The sequence below is a fragment of the Novosphingobium sp. HII-3 genome, from assembly GCF_002916655.1.
In the GTDB taxonomy this organism is placed as follows: Bacteria; Pseudomonadota; Alphaproteobacteria; order Sphingomonadales; family Sphingomonadaceae; genus Novosphingobium; species Novosphingobium panipatense.
The window spans coordinates 17,472-33,694 of the sequence record NZ_PPSM01000025.1; the positions used below are offsets into that span (position 1 = coordinate 17,472).

Consider the following 16,223-nt stretch of genomic DNA (forward strand, 5'->3'; position numbering starts at 1 on the left):
AACTGCGTATATTTCTGACAGGAGAATGGCCATGCAACGGTTAACCGAACAGATTCTTGTGCATGCCGGAGGGTTGCCGGAAGGCACGCCCGTGGCGGCTAAGAGCTTGCTCCATCTCGGTAATCGCGCCGCGGTGGATCAGGCCTTGTCGCGTCTGACCGAGCGGGGCCAACTCATTCGGGCCGGTCGCGGTGTTTATCTGCGTCCCATCACGAGCCGGTTCGGTACGAGGGCTCCCTCCGTCCAACAGGCAGTCGAGGCGCTCGCCAACCAACGCGGCGAGGTCATCGTCCCGAGCGGGGCGGCGGCGGCCAACACGCTTGGCCTCACGACACAGGTGCCGGTCCGATCGGTCTATCTAACCTCCGGCCGCAGCCGGACGATGAACCTCGGCAAGCAGGTCGTCGAACTTCGCCACGCTCCACGCTGGCAACTCGCCCTGGCTCACAAGCCGGCTGGCGAGGCAGTGCGCGCGCTGGCCTGGCTTGGACCGGAGAAGGCGGAAGCCGCCCTGAAAACATTGAAGCGGAAGCTCCCGCCATCCACTTTCAGCGAACTGGTCGCGGCAGCGCCGCAGCTTCCGACCTGGTTGGCGCGCAGCGTGGGAAAGGTGGCCCATGGCTGACGCCTTTCTCCACCTTCCGGTCGCCGACCGCCGCGAGGCGTTGAGCGTCGCGGCCGATCAGTCGGGACGACCCGCGCACCTTCTCGAGAAGGACGTCTGGGTGGTCTGGGCGCTCGGGACCCTTTACGGCTCGGCGCTCGGCGAACATCTGGTGTTCAAAGGCGGGACGTCGCTATCCAAAGCCTATCAGGTCATCCGGCGGTTTTCCGAGGATGTCGACCTGACCTATGACATCCGGACGATCGCACCCGATCTGGTGGGCGACGATGGTGAGGCCCTGCCGAAGACTCGCAGCGAGGAGAAGCGCTGGTCGAGTGAGGTACGCAAGCGCCTGCCAGACTGGGTAGTTGACACCGTTCAGCCGATCATCACAGAGGCGCTCGCGGCTGAAGCTTTGGCAGCCACCATCCGCGTCGAAGGCGAGAAGCTGTTCATCGATTACGAGGCCGCGACGGCTGGCTCCGGCTATGTCGCCCCGAGCGTGATGCTCGAATTTGGGGCGCGATCAACGGGCGAGCCGGCGAGCGTGCGCGACGTGATTTGCGATGCTGCCGGTTTGGTGGAAGGCGTCGTCTTCCCGATGGCCCGGCCGCGCGTGATGCATGCGGAGCGGACCTTCTGGGAGAAGGCGACGGCCATCCACGTCTTCTGCCTGCAGGAGCGTCTGCGCGGCGACCGGTTCGCCCGGCACTGGCATGATGTCGCTCGATTGGACGAAGCGGGCTTCGCGGCGGCTGCTTTCGCGGATCGCGGGCTGGCGAACGCCGTCGCCCGTCACAAGGCAATGTTCTTCGCGGAAAAGGCAGCGGACCGATCGCCGATCGACTACGCGGCCGCTGTCAACGGAGGTCTGCAGCTCGTTCCGGCCGGCGATGGGGCGAAGGCCTTGGAAGAAGATTACGCCCGCATGGTTGAGGACGGCCTCCTTCTGGAGGACGCCGAGCCTTTCGAGACGCTCATGGAGCGCTGCGCAGAGATCGCCGCACGAGCCAATAGCGCGGCAGGATAAGAAAAACAGGCTGGGAGGCGACGGTGTACATTTCCGAAATCTACGCGAGCGGCTTCCGGTGCTTTGATCCGGCTACCCCGTTGCAACTGAAGCTCTCGTCCGGTCTCAATATTCTCGTGGGGCCGAACGACGCTGGTAAGAGCGCTATCATCGACGCCGCCCGCTACGTTCTTTGGACACGCGGCGACGACTATATCCGTCCGGACGAACACGACTTCCATGTCGACGGGGAGGGCATCCGCGGATGCGATTTCATCGTTCGCTGCACCTTCGACGATCTTAGTGCTGATGAAGAGGCTCGGTTTCTCGAATGGTGCAATAACGAAAAGGGTAAGTTGCGGCTGCATGTGTGCATGCGTGGTACTCGGCGGCTTTCGCCAGGGGGCGGCAACATCATCGCTAGTCAGCACCGCGCCGGCGCCGAGGGCGAAGGTCTGCCGCTCGATGGAGAACTGCGGGAATATCTAAAAGCCACCTACCTTAAACCGCTCCGTGACGCGGAGCGCGAGATGCGAGCGGGCCGCCGGTCACGCCTTTCGCGCATCCTTGGCGCGATGCCCACCATGGGCCCTCAAAGCAAACCCGCCGCGCTGGGTGCCAATGCGACACTCCATGACACGCTCACGGCGGCTGACGCGGCCGTCCGAAACAACGCGGCGGTTGGCGGTGTCGCCGGCAGCGTCAACACGGATTTCCTCGACAAGCTGTCATTCGTAGACGACCGCCTTGTCGCCACGCTGGACCTCGGCGCTGGCGGCTCGTTTGATCAGATTCTCGAGCGGTTCGAACTCTATCTGAATGCCAAAGCGGGCACTGAGCGCGTCCAGCGCGGGCTGGGCTATAACAACCTGCTGTTTATGGCGGCCGAGCTGTTGTTGCTCCAGTCGCATCCCGATCAGGTGCCGTTTCTGCTGATCGAGGAGCCGGAAGCGCATCTGCATCCCCAGCACCAGACGCTCTTCATGGAAGTGCTTGCGGCCCGCGCCGCCAAGCCGGACCCCGACAAGGGCGAGACCCATCAGCAGGTCCAGGTCCTCCTCACTACCCATAGCCCGCAACTCGCGGCCGGTGCCGAGCTTGAGACCATGACGATGATCGTCGGTCACCGCGCCTTTCCGCTGGGCGCGGCCCATACCCGGCTCGCAGCCGACGACTATGAGTTCCTTCGTCGCTTCCTCGACGCGACCAAGGCCAACCTGTTCTTCGCCCGCGCGCTCATTGTCGTCGAAGGCGACGGCGAGCACCTGTTGCTGCCCGCGATCGCCGAGAAGCTCGGTCGTCCGCTTAGCCGCCATGGTGTATCGATCGTCAATGTTGGCCACCGCGGCCTGTTCCGCTACAGCCGGATTCTGCAGCGTAAAGCTGGGAACGCGATCGCGGTGCCCGTGGCGCTGATCCCTGACAGGGACATTCCGCCCTCGGAGGCGAAAGACCTCGTCGGCGACCGCAAGACAGAGAACCAGTTGACCGGGGACGAAATCGCCGCGCGGCTGAAGACGCTCCGGCGCGACGTCGGGGATCCCGTCGACGCGTTCATCGCCGATAGCTGGACACTTGAGTTCGATCTTGCCCTTCAGTCCGAGCTCGCCGAGAGCGTTCATCAGGCGGTTCAGCTCGCCAAGACCAGCAGTCGCAAGCCCGAGTGGCTTGCGAAGATCGTGAAGAAGGCCAGCGAAACCTACGCAGGCTGGAAGGCGGCTGGGCTCTCCACGACGGAGATCGCCGTCAAGATCTACCAGCCCGTCCATGACAAGGAGGCCTCCAAGGCCGAGGTTGCCGAGCAACTTGCCGCCATACTGCGCAAACGCCCCGATACGCCGGAGCAGATGCGCGATCGGCTCCCGCCCTACCTGGTGCACGCGATCGACTACGTGACGGGTGGCTATGTCCCCGGGGCGCCGGCGATCGCCCTCGAGCCGGAAGCCGAAGACGAAGAGATCGGAGTTGCCGGAATGGAAGGTGCGGCGGCGGCAGCGGAGGCGGAGGTGTAGCACCATGTTCGAGATCCTACCGCTCACGCCCGAACTGCTCGCCGAACTTGGCGACGAACTGGGCGGTTGCGATTTCACCGATCCGAGCCAAACCGACTTCCTGGCGAAGGTTACCCCATGTGACGTTCAGGCGGCGCCCGGTAATGGCAAGACGACGCTGCTGGCGGCAAAGCTCGCGCTGCTTTCGCGTAACTGGTTGACCCGCAGGCAGGGCGTCTGCGTGATCTCGCACACCAATGCCGCGCGGACGGAGGTCGAAGACTTGATCGCCCGTCACCCGACCGCAGGGCGGTTGATGGCCTATCCCCATTTCACCGGTACGGTCACAGCGTTCATCAACCAATACCTCGCCTTGCCCTATCTTCGGGGACTGGGCTGGAGCGTGCGTCAGATTGACGACGATGCTTTCGCGGCTGAGGCGTTGCGGCGTTATCCGGGTTGGCGTGTCCTCGACAACCTCGCCAAGAACAAGAAACTCAAGCTCAAGCGCAGGCTCGAGGAGTGGATTGCCCTTCTCGATCTGGACCCCGCCTTCACCGACACAGTCGCGGAGCCAAGCGCGCTGGCCGTCCGCTGCCGTAAAGGGCAATGGGGCGCCCACACCGATTGTGGGAAGGCGCTCGAATCCCTCAAGGCCTCGATGGTCAAGAGCGGGCTATATCGCTACGCCGACATGACCGCGCTCGCGTGGCGCGCGCTCCGCGATAACCCGAGCCTCGCCGAGCGGCTTCGCGACCGCTTTCCACTCGTCATTCTTGATGAGGCGCAGGACACGCATGGCGACCAGCTCCGGTTGCTGGAGCACGTGTTCAAGCAAGATGGGGCGGCGTTCCAGCGTCTCGGGGACAGCAATCAAACGCTCTATGAGGACGATGGAGCGGCACCGGCCTATTGGACGCCGGGTCCCGGTTGCATCCCTCTCGATACGAGCCGCAGGTTCGGCGGGGAGATCGCCGGTTTTGCAAGCCGGCTGACCGCGCGCCAGGCTCAGACCATTGTGGGCCTGGGCGCACGGCCCGCGTCGCGGGTGATTTTCTTGTTCGATGAAGCCACGATCGGTGGCGTTCTCGGAGCCTTCGCTGAAGAGGCACGCACGCTGTGGGCCGGCGATTGCAGCAGCCGCGACGTCTGGGCGGTCGCATCGCGTCACAATCTGCCCGGTAAGAAAGGTGTGTGGCAGCCGAAGAGCCTTGTCGACTATCATCCCGCATATTGCAGCGAGGGCGGGTCTCGATCGAAGGCCAACTTCCTTTGCCGGCAGCTTCAGAAGGCTGCGGTACACCACGCCGCGGCGCGTCCTCCCGCAGAGGTCAGCGAGATGCTCGCCGTCGGTGTTTCCGGGCTGGCGCGCGCGCATGGCTGGAAAGCGGCGAATGATCGTCCGATTACTGCGCATAATGTCTGGGCGGCTCTGTCGCATCGCGACCTTGCGTTGCCGCGCGCTGTACGTCGACTGCTCCGGGACCATGTGCTTACCGGTGATGCGGTATGGGCGCAGGCGGCATGGCTGGCGTTCATGGCACAGCTGCTGCCACTTTTCAGTCCGCATCCTCAGGGCGCTGAGGCCGAAATCACGGATTTCTGCAGCTTCGTCGCGGATCAAAAGGCCGATCTCGCCGACCCCGAGCGCCGCGCCACTAAGCAGATGCAATTCGACGATCTCACCTTGCGGCTGGGATCGATCCACTCGGTCAAGGGCAAGAGCGTAGACGGAATTCTCGTCGTCGAGAGTGAGGTATGGAAAGGCAGTGGTGCAGACGAACAATGCATCGACCTAAGCACGGTGCTGCCCCGTGCGTTCGGCGTCACCGATCAGCCATTTACAGGGGTGGGACTCACCGCCGCGACAAATGTCTTCGTAGGGGTGACCAGGCCGCGGGAATTGCTTGGGCTCGCGCTGCGTAAATCCGAAGCAATGATCCTGCTAGGGCCCGCAACGGACCAAGGGTGGAAACTTGTGGACCTGGTCGCGCAGGCCGCGGAGCTGAAGGGATGAGCGGGCCTGTGTCGACAGTCGGGCTAGGGACGTCGGTCAAGCTGATTGGTTTGACCAAGCATACGAAGCACCGCCATGTACCAAGTCCGGTCTCTCCGTACTTCGTGGCGCCACCGGCTCAGTCGAGTCTGTCCTTTTACCCGATTGCCTTGGCGGCCGCGATCGCGAGAACGGCGACGACTTGGGATGATGCACCTGTCGTCTTACTCGACGGATTGCAACAGAGTGCTCTGATCGAACTGGAGACTTTGCTTCAGGATGGATCGGCATTTGCGCTCGAATCTCATTTCAAATTTCTTGCGGATACTGCCGGATCGCAGTTTGCGGCCAAGGTCGGTGCAGGCATTGCCCACCTCTATATGGACGCTCTCGGCTACGCATGGCGAGCAAACGCAGCGTGCCTCTCGTCTTCGCTCGATCCCCATGCAGATTTTATCTACGATGGTGGCAACGCGTCCGGCCATGGTGTTGTGCTCGCCGAGGCCCACGGCTCGTTCGCCAAAGATGCGAGCGCGGCCAAGATAGCGAATGCGGCGAAGAGAAAATACAGCAAGCAGGTAAAGCCCTTTATTGCGAAGCCGTCGCCGTTCGGAGAGATAATCCACGGCTATTCGATTGCATTCGGGTCGAAGCCGACGACAGGCGGGAGCTTCTTGGCCGTATCGGAGACGCGGATCTCAAAGCCGCGAAAGAGAACTACGCCAACGGGCGTCCCGCAGCGGGGCGAGACATTTGAGGGTACGCCTGCCCCGATGGCTCTGGCGACCCATCGCTCGAACTTTCTCCTGATAGGCGCACCGGAGGTAACGAATTGGATCGACTGGATACGCTCGCCGGACTCCCCCGCTCCCGAGCGATACAACGTTCCGCTTCTTCGATTTGACTATGCTGGCCGGACCTATTTGGCAGCGACGCCGTGGCATTCGCGATCCAGCGGCCATCCGTGGTGGATCGATGATTTCTTCGATCATCCTGAGTGGTGGCGAATTGCTCGGCGCGCGCGACTATCGCCGTCACGTCACCCCGGTTCTGACTTTGGCTGGTTCGTGATTGAAGAGAAGGCGGGAGCCGAATTTTTGAACGCGCTGAGCAATGCGATCCGCGATCTAGGGGTGGGGCTGCCGGCGACGATGAGGCTTCCAACCTTTGAACCTGCAGGCTTTGCGCTTTCAGCGGGAGATCGCGCTGCCAGAGCCGAGGCAGATGAGCCTTACCAGTATGCGCTTTTCCGCGACGGTTTGGCCCTCGTAGGGGAACCTTTCCGAGGGCGGCCGCGCGATGTGGTTGTCTGGTCGCCAGATGGGGGTATGGCGCTTGATTGATGCGGCGGCAGCTCGCCGACGACGGTATAGATAGGGGAAGGAGAATTCACACCGGTCGTAGCGTAGCGTGGAAACGGCGATGTCGGTATGAATGCCCTTCGAGTGACTGTTTCGGCCGTCGTTGGCGATAGATGGCGGAAGGTCATTTTCCGATCTCGAGCCGAAAAAACCAATGTTTTCAGCAGCGCCATTTTCTGACGGTTTGGCTGACGGTATAGCGTCCCGAGAGAAATATTTTTCTCAGTAAAATCAGTGTGTTATGATGCCAGGAAACAATGGAGTGGGAATGATCCGGGCAGCGCTCTGAAGCGCTCCCAGCACACCAAGAAGGCCGCGACCTGCAAGGTTCGCGGCCTTCTTCGTTGAGCGGACGTCGCCTTCAGTAGTCAAACTTCACCGTGACGCCATAGGTCGCCGGAGCGGCGCGGTTCGTCGTCGCGCCGAGCCCGGTCGAGATCTTCTGCTGGAAGTACTTGGTTCCGGTGATGTTCTTGCCCCAGATCTCCACGCCCCAGCGCTCGTTCAGCCAGTAGGCCACGGAACCGTTCAGCAGACCGTACTTCTTCTGGCGAAGGACGCCGTCGGCCTCAAACGGGAAGCCGCTGTTGTAGTTGCCCAGGAGGTTGAACCGCAGCGATCCCGTTTCATTGACCGGGATGCTGTAGCTCGCTCCCAGGCTGGCGGTGAAGTCCGGAGCACCAGGGGTCTGGAAACCCGACACGTTGCCGAAGCAGGTCGTGAAGCCGCCGGTGTAAGGCCCCGTCACGGTTCCGGGATCGGCGGTGCCCGGTGCGTCGCAGACGGCGGGGTTGGGATAGATGACAGGTGCCAGGTATTCCGACCCGGGCTTGCCGAAGTTGCTGAAGCGCGAGTCCAGCCACGTGAAGCCGCCGAAGATCCGCAGATTGTCGACCGGCGCCGCATCGAACTCGACGTCGAGGCCATCCACCTTGACCGATGCGGCGTTCAGCAGGACCGCCGCCCCCAGCGCTCCCGCAGCGGCGGAGCGGATCTGGTAATTTGAGATGTCGTAATGGAAGACTGACGCGTTCAGGCGGAGCCGGCGGCCGAACAGCTCCGACTTCACGCCCGCCTCGAACGCGTTGATGAACTGCGGTTGCACAGCGGGATTGGTAGGGCTCTGCAGCGAGTACGTTCCCGCCTTGAAGCCGCGGTTGTACGATGCATAGAGGCTGACATCATCCGTCAGTTCCTGGCGAATGGCGGCGCGCCAGGTGAATTTGCCGTAGCTGATGCGATCTTCGGTGGGTGTGAACGGGCCGAGGGCATTGTTCACCACCACGTACTGGCCGCCACCGAGGTTGCGGGTGTCCTTGGTGTAGCGGACACCGCCGATGACCTGCGTGGTGGGGGTGATCTTGTAGCTCAATTCGCCGAACAGGGCGTAGGAATCGGTATCCAGCGTTGCGTCGATGAACGTGCCGCCGTTCACGCCCCCCGCGCCCAGCCCCCGAAAACGCGACGCGTTGTCGACTTCCGAGCGGAGGTAGAAACCGCCGACCTGCCAGCTCAGCGGATCCGTGGCCGCCGAGGCGAGACGCAGTTCCTGCTGGTACGCCCGTGACCCCGAAACGAACGAGATGCGCAGCCAGGGCACCTGAGTGGCGTCGACATCGAAGTCGGAGTCGTTCTCGCTGTCACGCAGCGAACTGATGCTGGTGAGATCCGCGAACCCGAGGTCCGCCTCAATCGTGCCGCTGACGCCCCAGGTTGTCAGCTTCGTCAGCGAGTAAGTGTCCGAGGCGGTATCCATGCTGCCGATCGAATAGATCGGCCCCGTCAGGCCACGCACCGGGAAGTCTTCATCCACCGACCAGCCGATCGAGGTGTTGTCGTCCATGTCGTAGTAGTCGCCAGAAAGCGTGACCTTGACTGCGTCGCTCGCGTTCCAGACGAGCTTGGAGCGTGCGCCCCAGTACTGCATCTTCTTGATCTCGCGATCGAGAGTGACGTTGCGGCCCCAGCCCTTGGCCTGGTTGTATCCGGTAAGGGCAAGGTCCATGCTCAGGTTCACGGCAATCGGACCACCGACGTAGAGCTTGCCCTGCGCGGTTTCGTAGTTGCCGTAGCCGCCCTCTCCCTCCGCCTCGAAAACCTCGCCCGGCTCCTTGGTGATGATGTGGATAAGGCCACCGAAGGCGTTGCGCCCGAACAGCGTGCCCTGTGGTCCCTTCAGAACCTCGATACGCTCGATGTTGTTGAACTGAGTGACGGTCCCGGAAAGATCAGGAATGTAGACGCCGTCGACGTAGAAGGCATTCGACCCCTCATCACCGACGGAGGCGTTCGTCGTGCCCACGCCGCGCACGAAGAAGAGGCCGCTCGCGCCCGACCGCTGGAAGTTCACAGAAGGCACAACCTGACTGAGGCTGTTGGTGTCGTTGACGCCCGCCTCGCTCAGCGTGTCGGCGGTAACGGCCGCGATGGCGATGGGCACTTCCTGCAAGTTTTCAGCACGGCGCTGGGCCGTCACGATGATTTCGTTGAGGCCGCCCTGTGCCGGTTCAGGCGTGGCCGCTCCGGACGGTGGCGTCGACTGGGCAAGGGCGGGAGCCCCGAGGAGAGCGAGAGCACTGGTGGATACAGCCGTAAGGCGGACGCGAAGGCGCTTGTCACGAAAAGCCATGATGTTCTCTCCTCCATGACGCCGCAGTATCTGCAATCTCTGCGGTCGCCGTATGCGGGGGCAACGAAGCGGTGATGTCGGACCCGTGCCGTACATCCGCCTGCCCTCGCCTGGATTGTACACATCATGACGACTGTACACCTGTCAAGTATGGCGCGTTCGCCTGGACGGCGCTTGCATTTGCCTGGAGGCGCACCAGCGCTCCGCCGTCCGTGAAAAGAGCCGCCGCGCGGCTCCATCGCCGATGCGATCAGTCAGGTTCGTATATCTTGAGGGTCGCCTCGACGAAGGCGCGCAGGCCTTCATGCCCCTCCTCCATCCCGACGTTGCCCTCGATCAGCATGGCCCGCGCGAGGGCGGAAAGCAGAGCGGAAAGCGCCGGCGCCGTCATCGGAGCATCCACGAGCCCGCGTTCGGCGCTGATGCGCTCGATCAGGTCCACCTGGATGGCCCGGAAGTTCTCACCTGTTTCGCGCATGGCCTCGCGCAGGCGGGGGTAGATCTTCGCGAGCGCCACGTATTCCATCACCCGTCGGGCCTCCGGCAGGTTGCAGTTCAGGTGCCAGAGTGCATGAAGGGGCCGGGGCCCTGAGAGCGCCTCGTCGTGAAGGCGAAAATAGGTGGCGGACGAGCGTTGGAAAACCGTCACCACCAGATCTTCCATAGAGCGGAAGTAATAGTGGACTAGCTGCGGCTTCACGCCGGCCCGGGCTGCGATGCGGCGGACGGTGAAGGCTGGATGCCCCTCCTCGTCCAGCATGTCGGATGCGGCCTCGATCAGCTTGAGGCGCGTGGCCGCGCTGGTCGATGCATATCCGCGGTTAGCAACCATTCCGGCAATCTATGGGAGGCAAGGCAGAATGCAAACACGCATCTTCAAGCAAAAGGCGGCCGGAATGAACCGACCGCCCGACTGTGCACAGGAATTTCCCGGATTCAGTTCGCCTTGGCGACCTTCCTGTAGGGGACGAATTCTTCAAGCCCCACGAAGCCGTTCCACATGTTCCCGGCATAGCGATCATGCAACTGCACAGCGTCGAGCCGGCACAGCTGCGACCCACTTGTGCGCGTCACCAGAATGTCATCGTCGTCGAGTTGCTCCGCGTTCTTCGGGCGGTTCACGTAAAGCGTGCCGCCGACCCGATACACGATCGCTGTCTTGTCGATGACGGTGGAATTGCGCGACTGGGAGAGGGAGATGCAGTTCACCGGTTCGCCGGCTTCGCGCCCCTTGAGCAGTTTGGCGAGCTTCTCCTCTCCAGTCTGCTCCGTCCGGGCGTTGGCGGCTGGCATGGCGAGCACCGAAGCGATAGCAAGCGCCCCGGCGAGTGCGAGCTTGTTCATGGTCTTTTCCTTGTTGACGCGCCCCGCGTTGATCCTGCGTGTAGCACGCTTCGACTGAACCGGGCCTGACCGTGTCAGGCGGTTCCGCCCACGGTAAGCCCGTCGATCAGGAGGGTAGGCTGGCCCACGCCTGCAGGAACGCTCTGGCCGCCTTTCCCGCAAACGCCGACGCCGCGGTCGAGTTCCAGATCGTTGCCGATGCCCTTGACCCTGGTCAGCACCGAAGGCCCGTCGCCGATCAGCGTGGCGCCCTTGATCGGCGCGCCGATCTTTCCATCCTCCACCAGATAGGCTTCAGTGCAGGAAAACACGAACTTGCCAGAGACGATGTCGACCTGCCCGCCGCCGAAGTTCCTGGCAAAGATGCCTTTCTTCATGCCTGCGAGCAGCTCGGCAGGATCGGCCTTGCCCCCTTTCATGAAGGTGTTGGTCATGCGCACCTGCGGCGCGTGTGCGTAGTTTTCACGGCGGCCGTTGCCGGTCGGCTCTGCGCCCATGAGCCGGGCGTTCAGCCGATCCTGCATGTAGCCCTTGAGGATGCCATCCTCGATCAGGACCGTTTCGCGCGTCGGCGTCCCCTCGTCATCGATGGTGAGGGATCCGCGCCGACCGGGAATGGAGCCGTCGTCGACGATGGTGACGCCCGGAGCAGCCACGCGTTCTCCGATGCGGCCGGAGAAAGCGGAGGTGCCCTTCCGGTTGAAATCGCCCTCCAGGCCGTGGCCGATCGCCTCGTGCAGGATCACGCCCGGCCAGCCTGGTGCCAGCAGCACGGGAAACTCGCCTGCGGGGGCATCGATGCTTTCAAGGTTCACCAGAGCAGTCGCGAGCGCTGCGTCGATGCCCTCGTTCCAGTTTTCCGGCTTGAACAGGTCGTCGTAGAGATACCGGCCGCCCATTCCGAACGATCCGGTTTCGCGCCGGCCGTTGCTTTCCGCCACGATAGACACGTTCAGCCGGACGAGCGGACGCACATCGGTGGCGATGTAGCCATCGGGGCGGACGATCTCGACAACCGACCATGAACCGGCGAGGCTGGCGCTGACCTGCGCGACGCGAGGATCACGGGACCGCGCCGCCGCATCGATCGTCTCCAGCAGACGCACCTTTTCGGCGAAGGGGATGAGATCGAGAGGCGATGCCTCGGTATAGAGCTTCGCATTGGTGCGCTGAGGCGGCGGGGGACGCAGGCCCGTTGCCCGGTCCAGCAGGCGCAGCGTCTCTCCGGCACGGCGTATCGCGGCTGTCGAAATTTCATTGGCGTGCGCAAAGCCGGTCATCTCGCCGGAAACACCACGAAGGCCGAAGCCCGCATCGCGCGAATAGTCGGCCGTCTTCAGGCGACCATCGTCGAACCCGAAAGCCTCACTGGCGACGAACTGCATGAACAGTTCGCCGTCTTCGCAGGACGTGAGTGTCTCCGCCGCCAGCGCCTGCGCGTCTTCAGGCGAAAGTTGGGTGTAAAGGAGCGAGCGCGGGTCGGTGATGGTCATGCCCTCGATATAGGAGGCATGAGCCGCGCCGCAAAGACTGGATCAGGCTGCCTGCTGGTCGGCCGGCCCGCCCTTCAGGACGAAGCGCCGGTCACAGTACCCGCACTCGGCAAAGCCCTTCTCGTCGATCTCAAGCCAGACGCGTGGATGGCCGAGAGCGGCCCCGGCGCGAATGTCAGTGGCCCCGTCGCAGAAGACGCGGTGGGATTCGGTGAGGACGGTTTCGGGCGGGTTGTTCATAATCACCACGGATTACCAAGGGTGGCAGGGGATTTCCAGATGGGAATGTCATCGCCGCCCCGAACCTCTCCGGGGCGGTCACGACGTTTTCCCCGGCTCAGGCGGGGATGGCGAGCGCGCCCGCCTGCTCCACGGCTGCCGCCACGGCCTTTGTCCGCGTATCGGCGTCGATCGCAAGCCCCTCCGCCACGACGAAGACGGGATCCTGGATGCCGACGAAGCCGAGAACGGCACGCAGGTACGTCTCGGCGTGCTCGACTGCCGCTGCCGGTTGGCCGTCTCCGTAGTATCCCCCGCGCGCCAGGGCGATGAAAACCTTCTTGCCGCCCGCAAGACCGACCGGACCTTCCGCCGTGTAGCGGAAGGTCTTCCCCGCGATCAGCACGCGGTCGAACCAGGCCTTGAGCTGGCTCGGGATCGTGAAGTTGTACATCGCCGCACCGATGACGAGGACATCGGCGGCAAGGAACTCGGCAAGTTCCGGCGTACCTTCGGGATTTCCGAGGACGTCGAGGGTGAGGTGAGGCAGCGGCTCTGCGACAAGGTCACGGTGTACCACCTCGAGCGAGGGATCGGCGGCGCGCAGGGCGGCGACGATGGCGCCCGAAACGGCGCGGCTGGCGGAATTTTCACCCGTGATGCTGGAGTCGATGTGCAAGAGCTTCATGGCTGCAGACCTTTTTGATGGGTATTGAGGGAGAGGTTCGTGTGCAGATGTGGTCACGCCCATGTATGGTCCCGCCCACGGCGGACCAAGCCCTGATCTGCGCACCCTTTCGGCTTCCTATCGCATCGAGCTGCCTTCCTGTCGCCGAGCGGCGGTCGACCGGCTCCCGCTCCTCGCCGCGACCTTGTGGATAAACCCCGGGGCGGTGCCGGTTTTGCTTGGGTTTACCCCCCTCAATCCCTATATGCTCGCCATGGCTAGCAGTGACGAGACCCCTGCCGAAAACGGCAAGAACCAGAACTCCTACGGCGCCGATTCCATCAAGGTCCTCAAGGGCCTCGACGCGGTCCGCAAGCGCCCCGGCATGTACATCGGCGATACCGACGATGGCTCGGGTCTGCACCACATGGTGTTCGAGGTTTCCGACAACGCCATCGACGAGGCGCTGGCGGGTCATTGCGATCTGGTGCTGATCGAACTCAACCCTGATGGCTCGGTGTCCGTGGAAGACAACGGACGCGGCATTCCGACCGGCATTCACGCCGAAGAAGGCGTGTCCGCAGCCGAAGTCATCATGACCCAGCTTCATGCCGGCGGTAAGTTCGAAAACACCAGCGACGACAACGCCTACAAGGTTTCAGGCGGCCTTCACGGCGTCGGCGTTTCGGTGGTCAACGCCCTTTCGGAATGGCTCGAACTCACCATCTGGCGCGATGGCGAGGAACACTGGATGAAGTTCGCCAACGGCGATGCGGTAGCCCCGCTCGTCGTCAAGGGGCCTGCTCCCAAGGTGGATCGCAACCCGGACGAGAACGGCTTCAAGAAGGGCACCCGCGTCACCTTCCTCGCGTCGACCGACACGTTCAAGAACGTGACCGAGTTCGATTTCGACAAGCTGGAGCACCGCTACCGCGAACTCGCCTTCCTGAACTCCGGCGTGCGCATCCTGCTGCGCGACAAGCGCCATGAAGAGATCAAGGAACACGACCTGTTCTACGAGGGCGGGATCGCGGCCTTCGTGAAGTATCTCGACCGCAACAAGACCGCGCTGCTGGCAGAGCCGATCGCGATCTCGTCCGAGCGGGACGGGATCGGCATCGACGTGGCGCTGGAATGGAACGATTCGTACTACGAAAACGTCCTGTGCTTCACTAACAACATTCCGCAGCGGGACGGCGGCACGCACCTCGCCGCCTTCCGTGCGGCGCTGACCCGCACCCTCAACAGCTATTCGGAAAAGTCCGGGCTGCTGAAGAAGGAAAAGGTTTCGCTCACCGGCGACGACATGCGCGAGGGGTTGACCGCGATCGTCTCCGTCAAGCTGCCCGATCCCAAGTTCTCGTCGCAGACCAAGGACAAGCTGGTCTCCTCCGAAGTTCGCCAGCCACTCGAAAGCCTGATGGCCGATCGCATGAACGAATGGCTGGAGGAGAACCCCGCTCACGCCAAGGCGATCGTCCAGAAGATCATCGACGCAGCCGCCGCTCGCGAAGCCGCGAAGCGCGCCCGCGAACTCACCCGCCGCAAGGGCGCGATGGACATCGCCTCCCTGCCCGGCAAGCTGGCCGACTGCCAGGAGCGTGATCCTTCCCTGTGCGAACTCTTCCTGGTCGAGGGTGACTCGGCAGGCGGTTCGGCCAAGCAGGGCCGCGACCGCAAGACGCAGGCAATCCTGCCCCTGAAGGGCAAGATCCTCAACGTGGAGCGCGCACGGTTCGATCGCATCATCTCGTCCAAGGAAGTCGGCACGCTGATCCAGGCGATGGGCACCGGCATCCGGGACGATTTCAACCTCGAGAAGCTGCGCTACCACAAGATCGTCATCATGACGGACGCTGACGTCGACGGCGCGCACATCCGTACCCTGCTGCTGACGTTCTTCCACCGGCAGATGCCGGACATCATCCGCGCCGGGCACCTCTTCATTGCCCAGCCGCCGCTCTACAAGGTCGCGAAGGGCCGCAGCGAAGTCTATCTCAAGGACAACGCCGCGTTGGACCGCTATCTGGTGGAAGCCGGCCTGAACGGGCGCCTGCTCGAATCGGACAAGGGCGCCCGCTCCGGCCCCGATCTCGAAGCGCTGGTCGAACACGCCATCCGGTTGCGCAACCTCATGGCCTTCGTGCCGCGCCGCTACGATCCCACGATCATCGAAGCGCTGGCGCTTTCCGGTGCCCTCGAGCCCGACCTTTCCGCCGACGCCCGCGGTGCGGCACTGGCGAAAACGGCGAAATGGCTGGATCGCGGCGACACCGAAGCCCGGTGGTCCGCGCGATTGACGGAGGACGGCAACGTCGAAGTCGAGCGCCTTTGGCGCGGTGTCACCGATCACCACAAGATCGAAGCCTCGTTCCTCGTCAGCGCCGAGGCGCGCAAGCTCGCCCGTCTCATGGCCGAGAGCGCCGATGTCTACGAAGGCACCGCCCGCCTCGTGCGCGCTACCGCCGGATCGGCCGAGCCTCAGCCCGAAACGCTGAACACGATCGAGGTCGAAGGCGAAGATGAGCCGGTCGCCGCGCGTCCGGCGGCAGGGGCCGACGTGATCACCCGGCCAAGCCAGCTTCTCGAACTGGTGCTGGCCGCAGGGCGCAAGGGTTTGTCGATACAGCGCTACAAGGGGCTGGGTGAGATGAACGCCGATCAGCTGTGGGAGACCACGCTGGACCCGGACAACCGCGCGCTTCTGCAGGTCAAGGTCGAAGACGCCGATGTCACGGACGAGATCTTCACCCGGCTCATGGGCGATATCGTCGAGCCGCGCCGGGACTTCATCCAGGAAAACGCCCTCAACGTGGCAAACCTCGACGTCTGATATGCGATGCCGGCCAGCCCGTTCCTCCAGAGGAACGGGTTGGCTCATCGATCGCACAGGTTGCAAGGGTATGCGGC

Annotated in this window: 12 protein-coding genes; 6 read left to right on the forward strand and 6 right to left on the reverse strand. The window is 63.2% G+C overall.

Annotation, left to right across the window (positions count from 1 at the left end; translation table 11 throughout):
• Nucleotides 1-31 precede the first annotated feature (31 nt).
• The 5 genes from C2R25_RS09905 to C2R25_RS09925 are packed head-to-tail and all read left to right on the forward strand — an operon-like array spanning nucleotide 32 to nucleotide 6,943.
• Nucleotides 32-625, forward strand: coding sequence for an AbiEi antitoxin N-terminal domain-containing protein (locus C2R25_RS09905; protein WP_103729023.1), 594 nt, complete (start codon nucleotides 32-34; stop codon nucleotides 623-625).
• Nucleotides 618-1,634 carry a nucleotidyl transferase AbiEii/AbiGii toxin family protein gene (locus C2R25_RS09910; RefSeq protein WP_103729024.1) on the forward strand — a complete coding sequence of 339 codons (1,017 nt, stop codon included), beginning with the start codon at nucleotides 618-620 and terminating at the stop codon, nucleotides 1,632-1,634. The genes C2R25_RS09905 and C2R25_RS09910 overlap by 8 nt, the downstream gene beginning before the upstream one ends.
• A gap of 23 nt (nucleotides 1,635-1,657) precedes the next feature.
• Complete coding sequence (locus C2R25_RS09915; protein ID WP_103729025.1) at nucleotides 1,658-3,625, forward strand: ATP-dependent endonuclease; 1,968 nt, start codon at nucleotides 1,658-1,660, stop codon at nucleotides 3,623-3,625.
• A 4-nt stretch (nucleotides 3,626-3,629) separates the two neighbouring features.
• Nucleotides 3,630-5,621, forward strand: a complete 1,992-nt coding sequence (locus C2R25_RS09920) for a UvrD-helicase domain-containing protein (protein ID WP_158250646.1) — start codon at nucleotides 3,630-3,632, stop codon at nucleotides 5,619-5,621.
• Entirely contained in the window at nucleotides 5,618-6,943 is a 1,326-nt protein-coding gene (locus tag C2R25_RS09925; RefSeq protein ID WP_126279792.1) for a hypothetical protein, read from the forward strand. Before C2R25_RS09920 ends, C2R25_RS09925 begins: the two co-directional genes overlap by 4 nt.
• A gap of 379 nt (nucleotides 6,944-7,322) precedes the next feature.
• On the opposite strand, the gene C2R25_RS09930 is transcribed toward C2R25_RS09925, so the two are convergent.
• From C2R25_RS09930 to C2R25_RS09955, 6 genes are all read right to left on the reverse strand, one after another.
• Nucleotides 7,323-9,590, reverse strand: a complete 2,268-nt coding sequence (locus tag C2R25_RS09930) for a TonB-dependent receptor (protein ID WP_158250647.1) — start codon at nucleotides 9,588-9,590, stop codon at nucleotides 7,323-7,325.
• Between the two features lie 250 nt (nucleotides 9,591-9,840).
• Complete coding sequence (locus C2R25_RS09935) at nucleotides 9,841-10,422, reverse strand: TetR/AcrR family transcriptional regulator (RefSeq protein ID WP_103729029.1); 582 nt, start codon at nucleotides 10,420-10,422, stop codon at nucleotides 9,841-9,843.
• 104 nt (nucleotides 10,423-10,526) lie between these two features.
• On the reverse strand, nucleotides 10,527-10,934 hold the full coding sequence (locus C2R25_RS09940; RefSeq protein WP_103729030.1) for a hypothetical protein: 408 nt from the start codon (nucleotides 10,932-10,934) through the stop codon (nucleotides 10,527-10,529).
• Between the two features lie 74 nt (nucleotides 10,935-11,008).
• On the reverse strand, nucleotides 11,009-12,427 hold the full coding sequence (gene tldD / locus C2R25_RS09945; protein WP_103729031.1) for a metalloprotease TldD: 1,419 nt from the start codon (nucleotides 12,425-12,427) through the stop codon (nucleotides 11,009-11,011).
• A 42-nt stretch (nucleotides 12,428-12,469) separates the two neighbouring features.
• On the reverse strand, nucleotides 12,470-12,667 hold the full coding sequence (locus C2R25_RS09950; RefSeq protein WP_103729032.1) for a zinc-finger domain-containing protein: 198 nt from the start codon (nucleotides 12,665-12,667) through the stop codon (nucleotides 12,470-12,472).
• Nucleotides 12,668-12,764: 97 nt separating this feature from the next.
• A complete protein-coding gene (locus C2R25_RS09955; RefSeq protein WP_103729033.1) occupies nucleotides 12,765-13,334 on the reverse strand; it encodes an FMN-dependent NADH-azoreductase in 570 nt (189 codons plus the stop codon).
• 253 nt (nucleotides 13,335-13,587) lie between these two features.
• Between C2R25_RS09955 and gyrB the strand changes: the two genes are divergently transcribed.
• Entirely contained in the window at nucleotides 13,588-16,146 is a 2,559-nt protein-coding gene (gene gyrB, locus C2R25_RS09960) for a DNA topoisomerase (ATP-hydrolyzing) subunit B (RefSeq protein ID WP_103729306.1), read from the forward strand.
• Nucleotides 16,147-16,223: the final 77 nt, after the last annotated feature.

What these genes read in the sequence shown, in the direction of transcription:
- C2R25_RS09905 (WP_103729023.1), top strand. Translation starts at nt 32, where the DNA reads ATGCAACGGTTAACCGAACAGATTCTTGTGCATGCCGGAGGGTTGCCG.
- C2R25_RS09910 (WP_103729024.1), top strand. Translation starts at nt 618, where the DNA reads ATGGCTGACGCCTTTCTCCACCTTCCGGTCGCCGACCGCCGCGAGGCG.
- C2R25_RS09920 (WP_158250646.1), top strand. Translation starts at nt 3,630, where the DNA reads ATGTTCGAGATCCTACCGCTCACGCCCGAACTGCTCGCCGAACTTGGC.
- C2R25_RS09925 (WP_126279792.1), top strand. Translation starts at nt 5,618, where the DNA reads ATGAGCGGGCCTGTGTCGACAGTCGGGCTAGGGACGTCGGTCAAGCTG.
- C2R25_RS09930 (WP_158250647.1), bottom strand. Translation starts at nt 9,590, where the DNA reads ATGGCTTTTCGTGACAAGCGCCTTCGCGTCCGCCTTACGGCTGTATCC.
- C2R25_RS09935 (WP_103729029.1), bottom strand. Translation starts at nt 10,422, where the DNA reads ATGGTTGCTAACCGCGGATATGCATCGACCAGCGCGGCCACGCGCCTC.
- C2R25_RS09940 (WP_103729030.1), bottom strand. Translation starts at nt 10,934, where the DNA reads ATGAACAAGCTCGCACTCGCCGGGGCGCTTGCTATCGCTTCGGTGCTC.
- tldD (WP_103729031.1), bottom strand. Translation starts at nt 12,427, where the DNA reads ATGACCATCACCGACCCGCGCTCGCTCCTTTACACCCAACTTTCGCCT.
- C2R25_RS09950 (WP_103729032.1), bottom strand. Translation starts at nt 12,667, where the DNA reads ATGAACAACCCGCCCGAAACCGTCCTCACCGAATCCCACCGCGTCTTC.
- C2R25_RS09955 (WP_103729033.1), bottom strand. Translation starts at nt 13,334, where the DNA reads ATGAAGCTCTTGCACATCGACTCCAGCATCACGGGTGAAAATTCCGCC.
- gyrB (WP_103729306.1), top strand. Translation starts at nt 13,588, where the DNA reads ATGGCTAGCAGTGACGAGACCCCTGCCGAAAACGGCAAGAACCAGAAC.